Source organism: Kitasatospora sp. Ki12, assembly GCF_054601375.1.
The window spans coordinates 1,647,992-1,663,190 of sequence record NZ_BAAIHT010000001.1; the positions used below are offsets into that span (position 1 = coordinate 1,647,992).

Consider the following 15,199-nt stretch of genomic DNA (forward strand, 5'->3'; position numbering starts at 1 on the left):
TGACCTGCCCGTTCAGCCCGCCACCGGCGCCGGCACCACCAGCACCGGGCAGGCCGCGTGGTGCACCACCGCCGAACTCACCGACCCCAGCAACAACCGGGCGAACCCGCCGTTGCCCCGGGTGCCGACCACCAGCGTGTGCTGCCGGGTCGCCGCCTCCAGCAGCACCTCGATCACATTGCCCAGCACCACGTGCAGCGACAGCTCACCCGCGTACGGCACCGGACGCTGCCGCTGCACGGCCGCCACCGACCGGCGCAGCCCGTCCGCCGTGCTCTCGACCAGCGTCTCCACGCTCTCCTGCACCAGCTCCGCCATCCCCGGCGGATAGCCGGCCGGCGCCGGGTTCACCACGGCCAGCACGTACAGCGGCAGGCCGAACAGCTCCGCCTCCGTCATCGCCCGGTCCAGCGCCCACAACGACCCGTCCGACCCGTCGCACGCCGCCAGCACCCCCGCCGGCCGCCCCGTCGGCGGCCGCCCGAGCACCGACAGCACCACGGGCACCTCCCGCCCCGCGCTCCCACCGGCCACCGCACACCCTCCTCACCACCGACCCGCACCCCCGCCATCATGGCCCGCCCGGACGACACCGACCCCGCAACCGCGCCGAGAGGACGCGCCGGGCAGGGGGGAGGCCGAGGCCGGAGGGCGCCCGGCGGGTCAGGCCGGGTGGCTGGTGGGCCAGGGGTGAGGGCCCGGGGTTGACGGTGGGGCGAGCCGGTCCAGCAGGCGCCGGCGGGGGGAGGCCGAGGCCGGAGGGCGCCAGGCGGATGGGTGGGTCAGGGGGTGAGGGCTGGGGGTTGGCGGTGGGGGAGGCCGGTCCAGCAGGCGCCGTGGCGGCGGGCGCGGATGCGGCGGAGCCAGAGTTCGGTGGAGACGAGGTCGGCGAGGCCGGCGAGGGCGGCGGGGGAGAGCGGGGTGGCGGGGTCGGAGGCGTGGGCGAGGTCGGCGCGGAGGGTGGGGAGGTCGATGAGGCCGGCTTCGGCGAGGAGGGGGGCGTCGAAGAGTTCGGCGAGGCCGTCGGCGGCGAGGCGCAGGCCGGCACGGGCGGGGGCGGTGCGGTCGGGGCGGGGGCCGCGGCCCCAGTCGGGGGGCAGGTCGGTGCGGCCGGCGCCGGTGAGGACGGCGTGCAGGAGGGCGTGCCGGGCGCCGGGCTGGAGGCGGACGTCGTCGGGGAGCAGCCGGGCGGCGCGGACGACCTGGTTGTCGAGGAAGGGCGCGTGCAGCCGTTGGCCGGGCAGTTCGGCGGCGTGGACGAGCGTGCGGAAGGAGCGCGCCTGGCGGTAGAGGGCGTGCCGGGCGCGGCGGGCGCCGGGGTGTTCCTCGGGCGCCGGTTTGCGCGCCGCCAGGCGGAGCCGCAGGGCGACCGAGGAGAGCGCCTCGTCGGAGAGCCAGCGGGCGGCCGGGCCGGGCACGCACCAGGCGAGGTCGAGGGCGGAGCGGCTGCCGGCCGTTCCGCCGCCGTCCGGGACGTGGCGGGCGGTCAGTTTGGCCGCGGCGTCGTCCAGCGCCTCGGCGTAGCGGACCCGGGAGAGCCGGTGGGCGGCCCGGACCACGGTGATCGGGGTGCGCAGCGCGCCGGCCAGGACCCCGGCGACGGCCCGGTCGGCCCCGGCCAGCGCGGCGACCGGGGGCAGGAGTTCGCGCGGGCGGCCGGCCCGGATGAGGTCGGCGAGCCGCGCCGGGTGGCCGTCCAGGACCTGGCGGGCGCCGTAGCCGGTGAGGTGGTCGGTGCCGCCGGCGTCGAAGCGGGCCTCGGCGCGGGCGGCGGCGACGAGTTCGGGCCCGGGCTCGTCGGTGAGCCGGCCGGCCTGCGGGTCGGTGCGCAGGCCGGCGTACGGGAGGGTGTCGGGGCCGGGGTCGAGCACGGTGTGCCGCAGCCGCGGGGTGTCGGGGGTGAGCGCGAGGGTGGCCGGGGGCTCGGTCTCGCCGAGCGTGACGGCGGCCAGTTGCTCGGGGGCGGCGGGCTCCTGGACGGCCGTGCGGGCCCAGGAGCCCTTGACCGCGCCGTTCCTGGCCCCGGCGGTGCCGGTGACCGCGGCCCCGGGGGCGGTGGTGGCGGCCGCGGACACCGGCGGCAGCGGTACGGCGGCGGCGAGCAGGGCGACGGTGGCGGAGGCCGTGCCGTACGAGAGGTCGACGCCGAGCCGGGCCCGCCCGGCGGGGCCGGGGGCCGGCGTGGTGGTGCGGACCCGGGAGCGGACGGACTCCAGCAGGGCGCGGGTGAGTTCGCGGACGGCGGGCGCCTCGTCGCGGGGCTGTTCGGCGCCGGCCGGGTCGTCGTAGGAGGACAGGTAGGGGCGGCCGCCGCGGATGCCGAGCACCTGGCCGGGCGGGACCTGCTGGACGCCCAGGTACGGGGTGCCGGTGCCGAGCGCCTCGGGGGACTCGGGGCAGGCGAGGCGGGCGGCGAGGTGGCCGGTGTCCAGGGCGGCGCCGACCAGGTCGGCCAGTGGGAGGGCCGCGGTGGCGTACGCGGTGCCGCCGCCCCAGGGGGTGTGGAAGACGGGCAGGGCGCCGGCGAGGTCGGTGAGCAGCAGGGTGGAGCGGGTGCCGGAGCGCAGCACGACGGTGTAGCTGCCGGGCCAGGCGGTCAGGTGGCGGACGGCGCCGCCGCGGGCGGCGGCGAGGCCGGCGGCGAGCTCGGCGTCGGTGGCCCCGCAGTGGCCGAGGACGGCGAGCCGGGTGGTGGCGGGGGTGTCCTCGACCGGGTCGGGCGTGGTGGGGCCGGTGCTGACCGCGGCGGGGGCGCCGGGACGGAGGGTGACCAGGCGGATCTCCTCGGGGCGCCAGTCGCCGACGGCCCAGAGCGGGTCGGGGCCGGTCCAGAGGGCGCGGGCGGCGATCGGTGCGACGGTGGCGGGCGGCTCGTGGGCGGGGGCGCCCGCCCTGGACGCGCCCGCGCCCGTCCTGGAGGCGCCCGTGCACCAGCCCGTCAGCCACCGCATCGCGCCTCCACCGGACGAGGACCTGCACCCGGGCGGCACGTTCGCCGCCGGGCGGGCGGCGAGGCGGGGTGTGCCGTGGCGGCCCGCGCGCGCGTCCGGACGTGCCCCCGCAGCTCGACGCGCCGTCAGGAGACATCGTGCCACCGCTGGGCGCCGCTGTGGCCGGTGTTGCGGGTTCCGCTTCGGCGGGCGACCCGCGAGTGGCGGCGACCCACGAGTGCCGGCCGGTGCCCGACGAGGCCGGGCGGTCCGGGCCGGGGAGCGGGGTGGACCGGGCGGGCCGGGCCTTCCCCTCCCCGGCCCGGACCGCCCGCGGGCCGCCTTTGGCATGGGCATCGCGAGATGGCCGAAAGGCGTCGCCCAGTCCGGGAGGGCATCCGCATGCCCTCCCGGACTTCACCGTCGCCCGCGGGGATTGAGGCGGCGGCTTCCCCCGGCCCGCCGGGTCCTCGACGGCGGGCCGACCCACGACCACCAGCGAATCGCCGACCAGCCGGTCGGGCCAGGGGGCACGGCCGGGCGCACGTGAACACGGGACCGGAGCACGACGCTCCGGCGCGCGGCATGATCGGCCGGATCCGAGCGGTCCGGACCAACTCCGGTGCGGCGCAGCCGAGTGCGCGATCCCGCCATCCGGAATGCGACCTCTTAACCGTCGGAACGCGTCCGACTACTCTAGGTACAGCAGCTACGGCCCGGTGCCGCCCGGGCCCCGCGCACAAGGCCGCAGGAGGTGCCGCCGCCACCATGACCGTCAGCCCACGCGGACCGAACGAACGGCTCGGCACGCTCCTGACCCTCGCCCAGATCAGCAACGCCGGACTGGCCCGCCGGGTCAACGACCTCGGCGCCCAACGCGGGCTGACCCTGCGGTACGACAAGACCTCGGTGGCCCGTTGGGTCAGCAAGGGCATGGTCCCGCAGGGGCCCGTCCCGCACCTGATCGCCACCGCGATCGGCGGCAAGCTCGGCCGGCCCGTCCCGCTGGAGGAGATCGGCCTGGGCGACACCGACCCGGCGCCCGAACTCGGCCTGGCCTTCCCGCGCGACGTCTCCGAGGCCGTCCGCTCCGCCACCGACCTGTGGCGGGTCGACCTCGACCTGCGCCGCGGCCCCGGTGGCGGCCGGTGGAGCGACAGCCTGGCCGGCACCTTCTCGGTCGCCGCCTACGCGACGCCGGTCTCCCGCTGGCTGATCGCCCCGGCGGACGGCTCGGTGGCCCGCGAGGTGCCGCTCTCCCCCACCGACACGTCCTCCTACCGGGTCGGCCACTCGGACGCCGCCAAGCTCCGCGAGGCCGCCCAGGAGGCCCGCCGCTGGGACTCCAAGTACGGTGGCGGGGACTGGCGTTCGTCGATGGTGCCGGAGTGCCTTCGGGTCGAGGCGGCGCCGCTGCTGCTGGCCTCGTACAGCGACGCCGTCGGCCGGGCGCTGTTCGGCGCGACGGCCGAACTGACCCGGCTGGCCGGGTGGATGGCCTTCGACACCGGGCAGCACGAGGCCGCCCAGCGGTACTACATCCAGGCCCTGCGGCTCGCCCGGGCCGCCGCCGACGTGCCGCTCGGCGGCTACGTGCTGGCGTCGATGAGCCTGCAGGCCGGCTACCGGGGCTTCGCCGAGGAGGCGGTCGACCTCGCGCAGGCCGCCCTGGAGCGCAACCGGGGCCTGGCCACCGCCCGCACCATGAGCTTCTTCCACCTCGTGGAGGCCCGGGCCCAGGCCAAGGCCCGCAACGCGGCGGCGTGCGCGACGGCGCTCGGCGCGGCGGAGAGCGCACTCGAACGAGCGCGCGCCGGGGACCCCGATCCGGCGTGGATCGACTTCTACGCCTACGACCGGCTCGCCGCCGACGCCGCCGAGTGCTTCCGCGACCTCGGAGTGCCCTCCAAGGTCCGGCAGTTCACCCGCGAGGCGCTCGCCAAGCCCACCGAGGGGTTCGTCCGCTCGCACGGCCTGCGGCTGGTGGTCTCGGCGATGGCCGAGGCGGAGGCGGGCAACCTGGACGCCGCGGTCGCCGCCGGCGAACGCGCCGTCGAGGTGGCCGGCCGGATCTCCTCGCAGCGCAGCCGGGAGTACGTGGTCGAGATGCTGCGGCGCCTGGAGCCCTTCCAGGGCGAGCGCCGGGTCCGGGAACTGGCCGAACGGGCCCGGGCGGTGATCGTCGCCCCGGCGTGAGCGGCGGGGCCGACGCGGCCTGACGGTAAATGAGGTGCACCCGCGAGAGCGGCCTGGCTATGGTCTCTCTCGTCCAGGTGCGCAGGCAGAGGTTACTTCCACTTCCAATGGGCAGGTCGCGGGTTCGAATCCCGTCACCGGTTTCGGACCGGTGTAGCTCAGTGGCCAGAGCAGCTTCGTCACCTCAGCCGCCTTCGACCTCTGGACACCTATACCTGAATAGTTTTTCCGCACCTCCCGGTGCGACGGCAGCGGTTACTTCTGGTAGACGCCGGTTCTCCGGCGTAGCGGTTCGAGCCCGCGAAACACCGCCGCCGGCATGATCTCGGGAGGCAGTGCGCTTCGGAGTGCCCGGTGCGCAGGCGGGGGTTACTTCGGATCTTGGGGTTCCGGGTTCAAATCCCGGACGGACGCACGCGAGTGCGGCCGGTAGCTCAATCCGGTAGAGCACAAGGCATATACCTCCGCCGACGTCGGCCGTCCCACGGCCGGCACGATCTCGGGCACCCCTCACCGCGGCACGCCTCCCTCCCACTGACACCAACAGGCCGAGGGGGGCTGTCGCATGTCCAGGTTCAACGTCCGCAAGGCCAAGACGGGTCCGAGTTCGCCGGTGACCACGACCGGGCAGCTCACCCGCAACCACAACGGTGGCGTCGGCCACGTCCGGGACGCCAAGTCCGAGCTGTTCCTGCTCGCCGTGGCCAACATGGTCGGCAAGGACACCTTCTACGAGCGCGGCGGCGACCGCGACGACCGCTACACCGCGCTGGTGCGCGGACTCGCCGTCACCGAGCCCGAGTGGACCCTCGGTCTGCTGCGCTGGCTGCGCCACGACGCCCAGATGCGCACCGCGGCCCTGGTCGGCGCCGCCGAGTTCACCCGCGCCCGGCTGGACGCGGGGGTCCACGGCCACTCCCGGCAGGCCGTCGCGGCGGTGCTGCGGCGCGCCGACGAGCCCGGCGAGCTCCTCGCCTACTGGACCTCGCGCTACGGCCGGGCGCTGCCCAAGCCGCTCAAGCGGGGTGTCGCCGACGCCGTCCGCCGCCTCTACGACGCCCGCTCGCTGCTCAAGTACGACACCGCGAGCAAGGGCTACCGCTTCGGCGACGTGATCGAGCTGACGCACCCCTCGCCGGACCCGGACAAGCCGTGGCAGGGCGCGCTGTTCGCGTACGCGCTGGACCGCCGGCACCGGCCGGAGGAGGCCGTCCCGCCCGCGGCGGACCGGCTGCTGACCGCCAACCGCGAGCTGCTCGCGCTGCCCGTCGAGGACCGCCGGGCGGCCGTGACCGCCGAGGGCGGCGCCGAGCGGCTGGCCGCCGCCGGGCTGACCTGGGAGGCGCTGGCCGGCTGGCTGCAGGGCCCGCTGGACGCGCCGGTCTGGGAGGCGGTCATCCCGTCGATGGGGCCGATGGCGCTGGTGCGCAACCTCCGCAACTTCGACCGGGCCGGGGTCGGTGACCAGGTCGCGGCCGAGGTGGCCCGGCGGATCTCCGACCCGGTCGAGGTACGGCGCTCGCGCCAGTTCCCGTTCCGCTACCTGTCCGCGTACCGGCACGCGCCCTCGCTGCGCTGGGGCCACGCCCTGGAGACCGCGCTCGGCCACTCGCTGGCCAACGTGCCGGAACTGCCCGGGCGCACGCTGATCCTGGTGGACCGCTCCGGCTCGATGTTCGACCGCGCCGGCGGCCCGACCGAGCTCAACCGGGCCGACTCGGCGGCGATCTTCGGCACCGCGCTGAAGGTCCGCGCCGCCCTGGCGGACCTGGTCGAGTTCGGCACCACCAGCCGGGTGATCGAGGTCGGCCGGGGCGAGTCGGTGCTGCGGGTGCTGGAGCGCTACTCCAGCCTCGGCGGCACCAACACCGCCGACGCGGTCCGCACCCACTACCGCGGCCACGACCGGGTGGTGATCGTCACCGACGAGCAGACCGGCCCGAACCGCTGGGGCGGCGACCCGCTCGCCACCGTCCCGGCCCAGGTCCCGGTCTACACCTGGAACCTGGCCGGCTACGCCCCGGCGCACGGCCCCAGCGGCGGTGCCCACCGCCACACCTTCGGCGGCCTGAGCGACGCGGCCTTCCGCCTCGTCCCCCTCCTGGAGGCCGGGGCGGACGCCCGCTGGCCCTGGGAGGAGTAGGGAGCTCCGGGGGCGGGCGAGCGGTCGGGAAGGGGTCCACGGGGGTGGTCCCTTCCCGGCCGTTCCGCCGTTCCGGGGCCGGCGGCACGCACTCTCGACCCGGCCGGGAGGCCGTGGCAGCATCGGCGGGAGCGAGGACGGGCACGGCCGGGCGAGGCGAGGAGCGGGCGGTGGCGGACGAGTTCGACGTGCTGGTGGTGGGCGGCGGGATCGTCGGGCTGGCCACGGCGTACGCGCTGACCCGGGCCCGGCCCGGGGTGCGGGTCGCGCTGCTGGAGAAGGAGGCCGGCTTCGCGGCGCACCAGACCGGGCGCAACAGCGGGGTGATCCACAGCGGCGTCTACTACCGCCCCGGTTCCTACAAGGCCCGGTACGCCGTCGCGGGCGCCGCCGAGCTGGTGGAGTTCTGCCGCGAGCACGGCGTCCCGTACGAGGTGACCGGCAAGCTGATCGTGGCCACCGGCGCGGCCGAGCTGCCCCGGCTGGCGGCGCTGGCGGAGCGGGGGCGGGCGAACGGCATCCCGGTGACCGAGCTGGACCGGGCCGGGATCGCCGAGTACGAGCCGGAGGTGACCGGTCTGGCCGGCCTGCACGTCGGCACCACCGGCATCTGCGACTTCCCCGCCGTCGCCGCGACCTACGCCCGGCTGGCCCGGGAGGCCGGCGCCGAGCTGCGGACCGGCAGCGAGGTACGGACGGTGGCACGGCGCCGGGACGGGGTGACGGTGGGCACCGCCGCCGGCGAGCTGCGCTGCCGGGTGCTGGTGAACTGCGCCGGGCTGCACAGCGACCGGATCGCCCGGCTGGCCGGGGACGAGACCGGGGTGCGGATCGTGCCGTTCCGCGGCGAGTACTACGAACTGACCGAGAAGCGACGGGACTTGGTGCGCGGCCTGGTCTACCCGGTGCCCGACCCGGCCTTCCCCTTCCTCGGCGTGCACCTCACCCGGGGCATCCACGGCGACGTCCACGTCGGCCCGAACGCGGTGCCCGCGCTGGCCCGCGAGGGGTACGACTGGCGCACCGTGCGCCCGCGCGACCTGGCCGGGACGCTGGCCTTCCCCGGCACCTGGCGGATCGCCCGCCGGCACTGGCGGTACGAGCTGGGCGAGCTGCACCGCTCGCTCTCCAAGCGGGCGTTCACCACGGCCGTACGGCGACTGCTGCCCGCCGTCTCGGCCGAGGACCTGGTGCCGGCCACCGCCGGGGTGCGGGCCCAGGCGGTGGCCCGGGACGGCTCGCTGCTGGACGACTTCGCCTTCGCCGGCTTCGACCCGGAGGACCCGCGCTCCCCGCGCCGCGCGGTGCACGTGCTGAACGCCCCCTCCCCCGCCGCGACGGCCTCGTTGCCGATCGGCCGGGAGGTGGCCCGCCGGGCCCTGGCCGCGCTGGAGGCGGGCGGGTGACCGGCCGCCCAGGACGCGGCGCAGGCGCGGCGCGGGCGGGGCGACGGACGCGGCAGGTCGCGCCCGCGGGGCCCAGGATGAGCCCCGTCACACACCCCCGCGAGCGCCCCGCGCGGCCCCGTAGACTCGGGTGATTGTGACTGCCACCGCCCCGATCCCCCAGCCTTCGCCGTCCGCCCGGCTGTCCGCCGCGCCGGCCGCCTACCCCGCGCCGATGTACCCGCACAAGGCCACCGAGGCCCAGCACCGAGAGCGCCGGATCCGCAGCTTCCAGCCGCGCCGGGGCCGGATGACCAACGCCCAGGCGAGCGCGCTGGACCGGAGCTGGGAGACGTACGGGATCCCCATCGACGGCACCCCGCTCGACCTCGGGGAGCTGTTCGACGGGCTGCCGGTGACCCTGGAGATCGGCTTCGGCATGGGCGAGACCACCGCCGCGATGGCCGCCGCCGACCCGGCCATGGGCATCCTCGCCGCCGACGTGCACACCCCGGGCCACGGCAACCTGCTCGGCCTGCTGGAGCGGGACGGCTCCGGCAACGTCCGGACGGCGGCCGGTGACGCGATCATCCTGCTGCGCGACATGCTGCCGGACGCCTCGCTGGCCGGACTGCGGGTCTACTTCGCCGACCCGTGGCCCAAGCCCAAGCACCACAAGCGCCGGCTGGTCCAGTCCTCCTTCCTCGACCTGGTGCTGCCCCGGCTCGCCCCCGGCGCGCTGGTGCACTGCGCCACCGACTGGGAGCCGTACGCGGAGCAGATGCTGGAGGTGCTGTCCGCCGCTCCGGAGCTGGAGAACCTGCACCCCGAGGGTGACGGGACCGGCTGGCTGGAGCCCGCGGACCACCCGGACGGCAGCGTCCCCGGTTACGCCCCGCGACCGGACTGGCGGCCGGTGACCAAGTTCGAACGGGCCGGGATCGCCAAGGGCCACGTCGTCCACGACCTGCTGTTCCGCCGCCGCTGACCCACCGGCCGCCGTTCGAACGGCGGCCGCGCGGTGACCGTCCCGGTGCGCCCCGAACGGCCGGTTCGTCCCGAGTCCTCCCGGTGGACGGCCGCTGTGGCCTACCCTGTGCCGCATGGGCAGCCCGTCCGGCGGCGGGCCCCGGCCGACCGTTCGGACGACTGTTCGGACGGTTCCTCAGGCCGCCGCCGACGCACCGGAGACGGTCCCGCGCACCGGCGACACCCGGACCATCCCGGGGCCCCGGAAGCGCCGGATCCACCGCCTGCTGCCCCGGCCGGGCGGTCCGTCACGGCCGTCCGCCGCCGCCACCGGCTCCCCCGCCGCCCCGGTACCAGCAGGTGCCCCGCCGGGCCGGGGCCGGGGCCGCTCGATGGCGCTCTCCTCGGTCACCGCGACCGTCGTCCTGACCCTGATCGGCTGCGGGACGCTGATCCTGCACCTGGTCCAGCGGCAGACCGGCACCGCCGGGCTGCTGGTCGGCCTGGGCCTGGCGATGGTGCCGCTGCCGTTCGTGCTCGGCGCCCTGGCCTGGCTCAACCTCACCGCCCGGGTGCCGCTGCGGCACACCCTGTTCTGCCTCGCCTGGGGCGCCTGCGCGGCCACCAGCATCGCCATCGTCGCCAACAACTGGACGACCAGTTACCTGACCAGGCACCGGGGCCCGTTCGGCGGCCTGCTGGGCACCGGGATCGCCACCCCGGCGATCGAGGAACTCGCCAAGGCCACCGCCCTGCTGGTGCTGCTGCTGCCGTTCGGCCAACGGCTGCGCTGCCACGGCCGCCGCACCGGGCGCCCCTGCGCGCCGCTGCTGCACCGGGCGCCCGCGCCCCGGCGCCCCCGCCCGTACCAGCGCCGCCCGGTCGGGCCGCACGCCCGGGGCCGGCTGCGGCTGCGCCCCTACCTGCGGCCGCTGCCCTACCTCTGCCCGGCCCCGCCGTCCGGCGGCGGGCCGCACCGCCGCTCCCGGCCGCGCACCCTGGCCGCCGGGGTGGTGCTGGGCGGGATGACCGCGTGCGGCTTCGCCTTCACCGAGAACGCCCTCTACCTGGGCCGGGCCTTCACCAGCGACCAGCGGCAGCGGCTGGACAGCATCGGCCTCGGCGACCCGCCCAGCCTGCGCGACTTCGACAGCACCGTGCAGACCTTCGTGCTGCGCGCCCTGCTCTCGCCCTTCGCCCACCCGCTGTTCACCGCGCTCACCGGCATCGGCCTGGCCGTCACCCTGACCACCGGGCGGCGCTGGCTGGCCCGGCTGGCCGCACCGGCCGGACTGCTGCTGGCGATGGTGCTGCACGGCACCTGGAACGCCGCCGCCGACCTCGGCACGGACGGCTTCCTGGTGGTGTACGGGGTGCTGATGGTGCCCTGCTTCGTCGCGCTGGTCTGCTTCGCGGCCTGGGCGAGAGCCCGTTCGGCCCGGCACCGGCACCGGGTCCGGGGCGGCCGGGGCGCCGCCGGGCACTCCGCCGGGGCGGCCTGAAACGCTCGGAAAAGCGCTCGGCAGGGCAGCCCGGCAGGGGCCCCTGGAGAACCGATTTCCCATCTCGGCGACTTCCACGTATTGTTGTGTTCACCGACGCGGGGTGGAGCAGCTCGGTAGCTCGCTGGGCTCATAACCCAGAGGTCGCAGGTTCAAATCCTGTCCCCGCTACTCAGTAGCCGAAAGGCCCGGAGGATTCGTCCTCCGGGCCTTTCGCATTTCCGGGAACGCGGAGAGCACGGTCCTGCCACGAAGCTGTAACGGCGGCCGATCGGGAGATCCGGTGTCCGAAGCCTGACCGATACTTCCTGAGGAAAAATTCATCCATGTGGGGGCGGCCCGTGGCCTCCCCCGGGACAGGAAGCACCACATGCTCTCGAAGCGCCTGGTCAGCACCGCCGCGATCTGCCTCCTCCTGGCAGCCGGCACCGCCGCTTGCGGTGACAACAAGAGCGACGCGAAGAGCGACGCCAAGGGCGGCGCCACCAAGGCCGCCGCGCCGCAGAAGCTCGACACCGACAAGCTGAGCGCGCAGGACATCGAGAAGCAGGCCAAGGACGCCCTGGCCGGCGCCACCGCCCTCAAGATCAGCGGCAACATGGCCGACGAGGACGGCAAGATGGAGATCAACCTGGCCCTGGACAACAAGAGCCAGTGCACCGGCACGATGGCGATGCCCGGCATGGGCAAGTTCGAGATCATCAGCGACGGCAAGACCTCGTACGTCAAGCCGGACAAGGACTTCTGGACCAACCTCGGCGGCCCGAACGGCGCCAAGGCGGCCGAGCTGTTCAAGGGCCGCTACCTGACCGGCTTCGACAGCGACCCGGAGATGAAGTCCCTCTCCAGCGTCTGCAACCTGGCCGAGTTCAGCAAGAAGATCACCGAGGACGACGGCAAGGACGGCAAGGTCGAGAAGGGCTCCGCCGGCAACGTCAACGGTGTGAAGACCTTCAGCCTCAAGGCCACCGACTCCAAGGGCGAGGTGTCGACCATCCACGTCGCCACCGAGGGCAAGCCCTACCCGGTCCGGATCGAGCACGCCGGCGCCAAGGGCAGCGACGGCCAGATCGACTTCTCCGACTTCGACAAGCCGCTGACCATCCAGGCCCCCTCGGCCGACAACGTCATCGACTTCACCAAGTTCAAGGACCAGTTCAAGACCGCCTGAGCGGCTCCGCCGGCCTCCGACGGGGGCCGCGAATAATCCGTTGCCCTCCCTCCGGTGGGCTGCCTACAGTGGCAGCACACTGAAAGGAGGTGATCCTGAGTTGAGTTCCATCAGGATGTGTGAGGTGGCTGCTCGCTAGAGCGCCCCTGCCTGCGCAGGGTGAGGCCCTTGGCCTCCGGCAGGCGAAATCCACAGCAGTCACCCGGCCCGCGGGCTCACCGGATCATCCCCGGTGCCTCGGCGCCTGGCCAGTGCACGGGCCGGCGCGGAGGAGCAGCCCGCGGGCCGTCTGCGTTTTCCGGGACGGGCCGCTCGCGTGACGGGCCGCTCGTGTGACGGGCCGCTCGTGTGACGGGCTGTTCCTGTGACGGGCGCCCCCGTGTCGTAGCCGGGGCGGGCCCGGAACGTTTCCGAGGCGGGGCCGCGGCGCTAGAGTCGGCGCGGGTTCCGGAGCGGAGCGGCGCGGGCACAGGGGGTAGGCGATGGCGAAGGCGCGGCGGCCGGGCGGCGGTTCGACGCTGCGGACGGCGCAGTGGGGTGCCACCGGCGTACTGGCCGGGACGGGACTGACCGGACTGCTGCTGTTCGCGCTCGGCCGGGACGAGACCTGGCAGGCGCTCGGCGGCGGCCTGGTGGTGGCCGGGGCCTCGACGGTGCTCGGCGGCGGCCTGGGCTTCCTGTTCGGGGTGCCCCGGGTGCGCGGCGGCTCGGACGAGCCGCAGGGCTCGTACGCGCCCAACACCAACCTGGAGCAGGTCTCGGACTGGCTCACCAAGGTGCTGCTGGGCGTCGGACTCACCCAGCTCGGCTCACTCGGCACACGGCTGCACGACCTCGGGGCCGCGCTCGCGCCCGTGCTCGGCGGGGGCGACGCGGCGGTACCGTTCGCGGCGGCCCTGGTCCTCTACTTCCTGGTCCTCGGCTTCCTGGCCGGCTGGCTGGTGACCAGGCTCGCGCTGCCCCGGGCGCTGAACGACGCCGACCGGGCCCTGGACCTGTTCCTCGCCGGGCAGGACCGCGACCGGCACGGCGACAAGGTGGGCGCCGACGACCTGCGGGTCCGCGCCATGCAGCAGCTCGGCCTGCTGGGCGGCAGCGCCGAGCACCCCGCCGCGCTGGCCGGGCAGCTGCCGCCCGCCTCGGGCTCCCCGGCCGGGCCGGAGGGCGTGGTGGCCGAGGTCCGCTCGACCGCGCGGCGCTCGGCACTGACCGCCGACCAGGTGCGGGACCTCTTCGCGGACGGCTCCGAGGGCCGGCGGATCCAGGCGCTCGCGCTGATGCAGGGCGACCCGTCGCTGGCGGACCTGGACAGCGTGCTGGACGCGATCACGCAGCCGCGCTCGGGCTTCGAGCAGTACCACGCGCTGCTGGCCGCCCGGGGGCTGCTCTCCCGGCTGCCGGCCGCCGGGGCGCAGCGGCTGCGGGACGCGGTGGCGACCCAGCTGGTCGATCCGCGCGGCATCCCGTACGGGTCGGACCGCGCCTGGCTGGCCGAGAAGATCCTGTCCCGGCTGCAGGTGACGGTCTTCGTGCCGGCGCAGTCCGCCGGGGCTGGCTCTCCGGCCGCACCGGCCGCACCGGCCGCGAGCACTCCGTCCACGGCCGACGGTGACTCCTAGACGGTGAAGCGCAGTTCGGGCTGCTCCCAGGGGGTCTTGGGCTGCGGTGGCCGGGTTCCGGTGCGTTCGGCGCCCACCCGCAGGTAGAAGCGCTCGGCGGGCGGGTGCGACACGACCTTGACCGAGGCGATCCCGGCCGCCCGGGCGCGGTCGAGCATGTCGTCGATCAACCGCCGTCCGATGCCCAGCCCCTGGGCCTCGTCGGCGACGAACATCAGGTCCAGCTCGGCCGGTTCACGGATCAGCGCGTAGAAGCCGAGCAGGCGGTCGTCGGCCTCGGCCACGGCCATCCGGACCTCGTGCCGCGCGAGGTAGTCGGGTCTCACCCGGTAGCCGTCGATCATCGCGGAGTAGGCGCCGCGGTAGGCGCCGGAGGCCTGGATCAGCTCGGTGAGCCGGTCGGCGTCGGCCGCTTCGGCACGCCGGATCATCGTCTCGGTCATGCGGTGAGTATAGGAGTGAAACCCGATACTGACCATTACATAAAATGAGCCTCCGCCCGTCGGCGGCGGTCGGCGGCCCGCAGCACCAGGACCCGGCGGGTGCGGCCGTCCCCGGCCCGGTGGAAGCGGTGGACCTCGCTGGCTATCCGACGCTCGCCGAGCGCGTACCGCAGCCGGTCGAGGTGGTCGCAGCGGCGCCCCCAGCCGTCGCACAGCGGCTGGACGCGGACCTCCCCGTCCGGGGCGGTGACCCGGACCAGCTCGGCCAGGGCGGCCAACTGGTGCTCCGGGCCGAAGAGTTCTGGGTAGGCGAAGAGCAGGTAGCCGCTCAGGGTGAGGGCGAAGGCGCCGTCCGCGAAGGGCAGCCGGGGCAGCGCCGCCGCCACGTACCGCTGCGGGTGCGCGGCCGAGTCGGCGGCGAACAGCTCGCGGGCGCGGTCCCAGCTGCGCAGGTAGCGCCCGGGCCGGTCGGGCCGGTCGACGCGGGGGGCGGGGTAGAGGTGCGGGCGGGCGGCCATCGCGGCGGCCATCGCCGCCCGGGCGGCCCGGGCGCGGTCCGCGACCACCGGCAACGGCAGCGCGTACGCCGGGTCGGCGGCGACCACCCGGCAGCCCAGCTCCCGCGCCTCGGCGGCCAGGCCGGCCGCGCCGCCGGGGCAGTCCAGCAGCGGTCCGGGCAGGGCGGCGAGCCGGGCCCGGGTGAGGTCGAACAGGGCGCAGTACTCGTCCAGCGGACGGGAGGTGACCAGGACGTCCGGGGGATCGGGGGGAATGCCGGTGGCGGCCACCCGGTCATCCGAACACGGGTCGGCCCCGTCCGCACTCGGAGCGCGGACGGGGC

The 15,199-nt window shown here is 75.6% G+C and carries 11 protein-coding genes and 1 tRNA gene; 8 read left to right on the forward strand and 4 right to left on the reverse strand.

Translation table 11 applies throughout. The annotated features are described in order from the left end of the window. Positions 1-12: 12 nt before the first annotated feature. Both ACYP53_RS07110 and ACYP53_RS07115 read right to left on the reverse strand, forming a co-directional pair. Positions 13-534, reverse strand: coding sequence for a universal stress protein (locus tag ACYP53_RS07110; RefSeq protein ID WP_459646926.1), 522 nt, complete (start codon positions 532-534; stop codon positions 13-15). 248 nt (positions 535-782) lie between these two features. Then, positions 783-2,951, reverse strand: a complete 2,169-nt coding sequence (locus ACYP53_RS07115) for an asparagine synthase-related protein (RefSeq protein ID WP_459646927.1) — start codon at positions 2,949-2,951, stop codon at positions 783-785. A gap of 747 nt (positions 2,952-3,698) precedes the next feature. Between ACYP53_RS07115 and ACYP53_RS07120 the strand changes: the two genes are divergently transcribed. The 8 genes from ACYP53_RS07120 (at position 3,699) to ACYP53_RS07155 (ending at position 13,915) form a co-directional block, all read left to right on the forward strand. Further along, positions 3,699-5,126, forward strand: a complete 1,428-nt coding sequence (locus ACYP53_RS07120; RefSeq protein WP_189913505.1) for an MFS transporter — start codon at positions 3,699-3,701, stop codon at positions 5,124-5,126. Between the two features lie 565 nt (positions 5,127-5,691). Next, positions 5,692-7,269: a TROVE domain-containing protein gene (locus ACYP53_RS07125; RefSeq protein ID WP_459646928.1), complete on the forward strand. Its 1,578-nt coding sequence runs from the start codon at positions 5,692-5,694 to the stop codon at positions 7,267-7,269. 170 nt (positions 7,270-7,439) lie between these two features. Next, positions 7,440-8,675: an L-2-hydroxyglutarate oxidase gene (gene lhgO, locus ACYP53_RS07130; RefSeq protein ID WP_459646929.1), complete on the forward strand. Its 1,236-nt coding sequence runs from the start codon at positions 7,440-7,442 to the stop codon at positions 8,673-8,675. A 136-nt stretch (positions 8,676-8,811) separates the two neighbouring features. After that, a complete protein-coding gene (trmB, locus tag ACYP53_RS07135) occupies positions 8,812-9,642 on the forward strand; it encodes a tRNA (guanosine(46)-N7)-methyltransferase TrmB (protein ID WP_229928244.1) in 831 nt (276 codons plus the stop codon). 115 nt (positions 9,643-9,757) lie between these two features. Next, on the forward strand, positions 9,758-11,125 hold the full coding sequence (locus tag ACYP53_RS07140) for a PrsW family intramembrane metalloprotease (RefSeq protein WP_459646930.1): 1,368 nt from the start codon (positions 9,758-9,760) through the stop codon (positions 11,123-11,125). Between the two features lie 97 nt (positions 11,126-11,222). Further along, positions 11,223-11,296 (forward strand) — tRNA-Met (locus ACYP53_RS07145). 199 nt (positions 11,297-11,495) lie between these two features. Continuing rightward, positions 11,496-12,296 carry a hypothetical protein gene (locus ACYP53_RS07150; RefSeq protein WP_459646931.1) on the forward strand — a complete coding sequence of 267 codons (801 nt, stop codon included), beginning with the start codon at positions 11,496-11,498 and terminating at the stop codon, positions 12,294-12,296. A gap of 482 nt (positions 12,297-12,778) precedes the next feature. Next, positions 12,779-13,915, forward strand: a complete 1,137-nt coding sequence (locus ACYP53_RS07155; protein WP_459646932.1) for a hypothetical protein — start codon at positions 12,779-12,781, stop codon at positions 13,913-13,915. Here ACYP53_RS07155 and ACYP53_RS07160 read toward each other — a convergent pair. Continuing rightward, complete coding sequence (locus ACYP53_RS07160) at positions 13,912-14,358, reverse strand: GNAT family N-acetyltransferase (protein ID WP_459646933.1); 447 nt, start codon at positions 14,356-14,358, stop codon at positions 13,912-13,914. The genes ACYP53_RS07155 and ACYP53_RS07160 overlap by 4 nt on opposite strands. Positions 14,359-14,393: 35 nt before the next feature. Then, on the reverse strand, positions 14,394-15,146 hold the full coding sequence (locus ACYP53_RS07165) for a class I SAM-dependent methyltransferase (protein WP_189913498.1): 753 nt from the start codon (positions 15,144-15,146) through the stop codon (positions 14,394-14,396). Positions 15,147-15,199: the final 53 nt, after the last annotated feature.

What these genes read in the sequence shown, in the direction of transcription:
- ACYP53_RS07115 (WP_459646927.1), bottom strand. Translation starts at nt 2,951, where the DNA reads ATGCGGTGGCTGACGGGCTGGTGCACGGGCGCCTCCAGGACGGGCGCG.
- ACYP53_RS07120 (WP_189913505.1), top strand. Translation starts at nt 3,699, where the DNA reads ATGACCGTCAGCCCACGCGGACCGAACGAACGGCTCGGCACGCTCCTG.
- ACYP53_RS07125 (WP_459646928.1), top strand. Translation starts at nt 5,692, where the DNA reads ATGTCCAGGTTCAACGTCCGCAAGGCCAAGACGGGTCCGAGTTCGCCG.
- ACYP53_RS07140 (WP_459646930.1), top strand. Translation starts at nt 9,758, where the DNA reads ATGGGCAGCCCGTCCGGCGGCGGGCCCCGGCCGACCGTTCGGACGACT.
- ACYP53_RS07150 (WP_459646931.1), top strand. Translation starts at nt 11,496, where the DNA reads ATGCTCTCGAAGCGCCTGGTCAGCACCGCCGCGATCTGCCTCCTCCTG.
- ACYP53_RS07155 (WP_459646932.1), top strand. Translation starts at nt 12,779, where the DNA reads ATGGCGAAGGCGCGGCGGCCGGGCGGCGGTTCGACGCTGCGGACGGCG.
- ACYP53_RS07160 (WP_459646933.1), bottom strand. Translation starts at nt 14,358, where the DNA reads ATGACCGAGACGATGATCCGGCGTGCCGAAGCGGCCGACGCCGACCGG.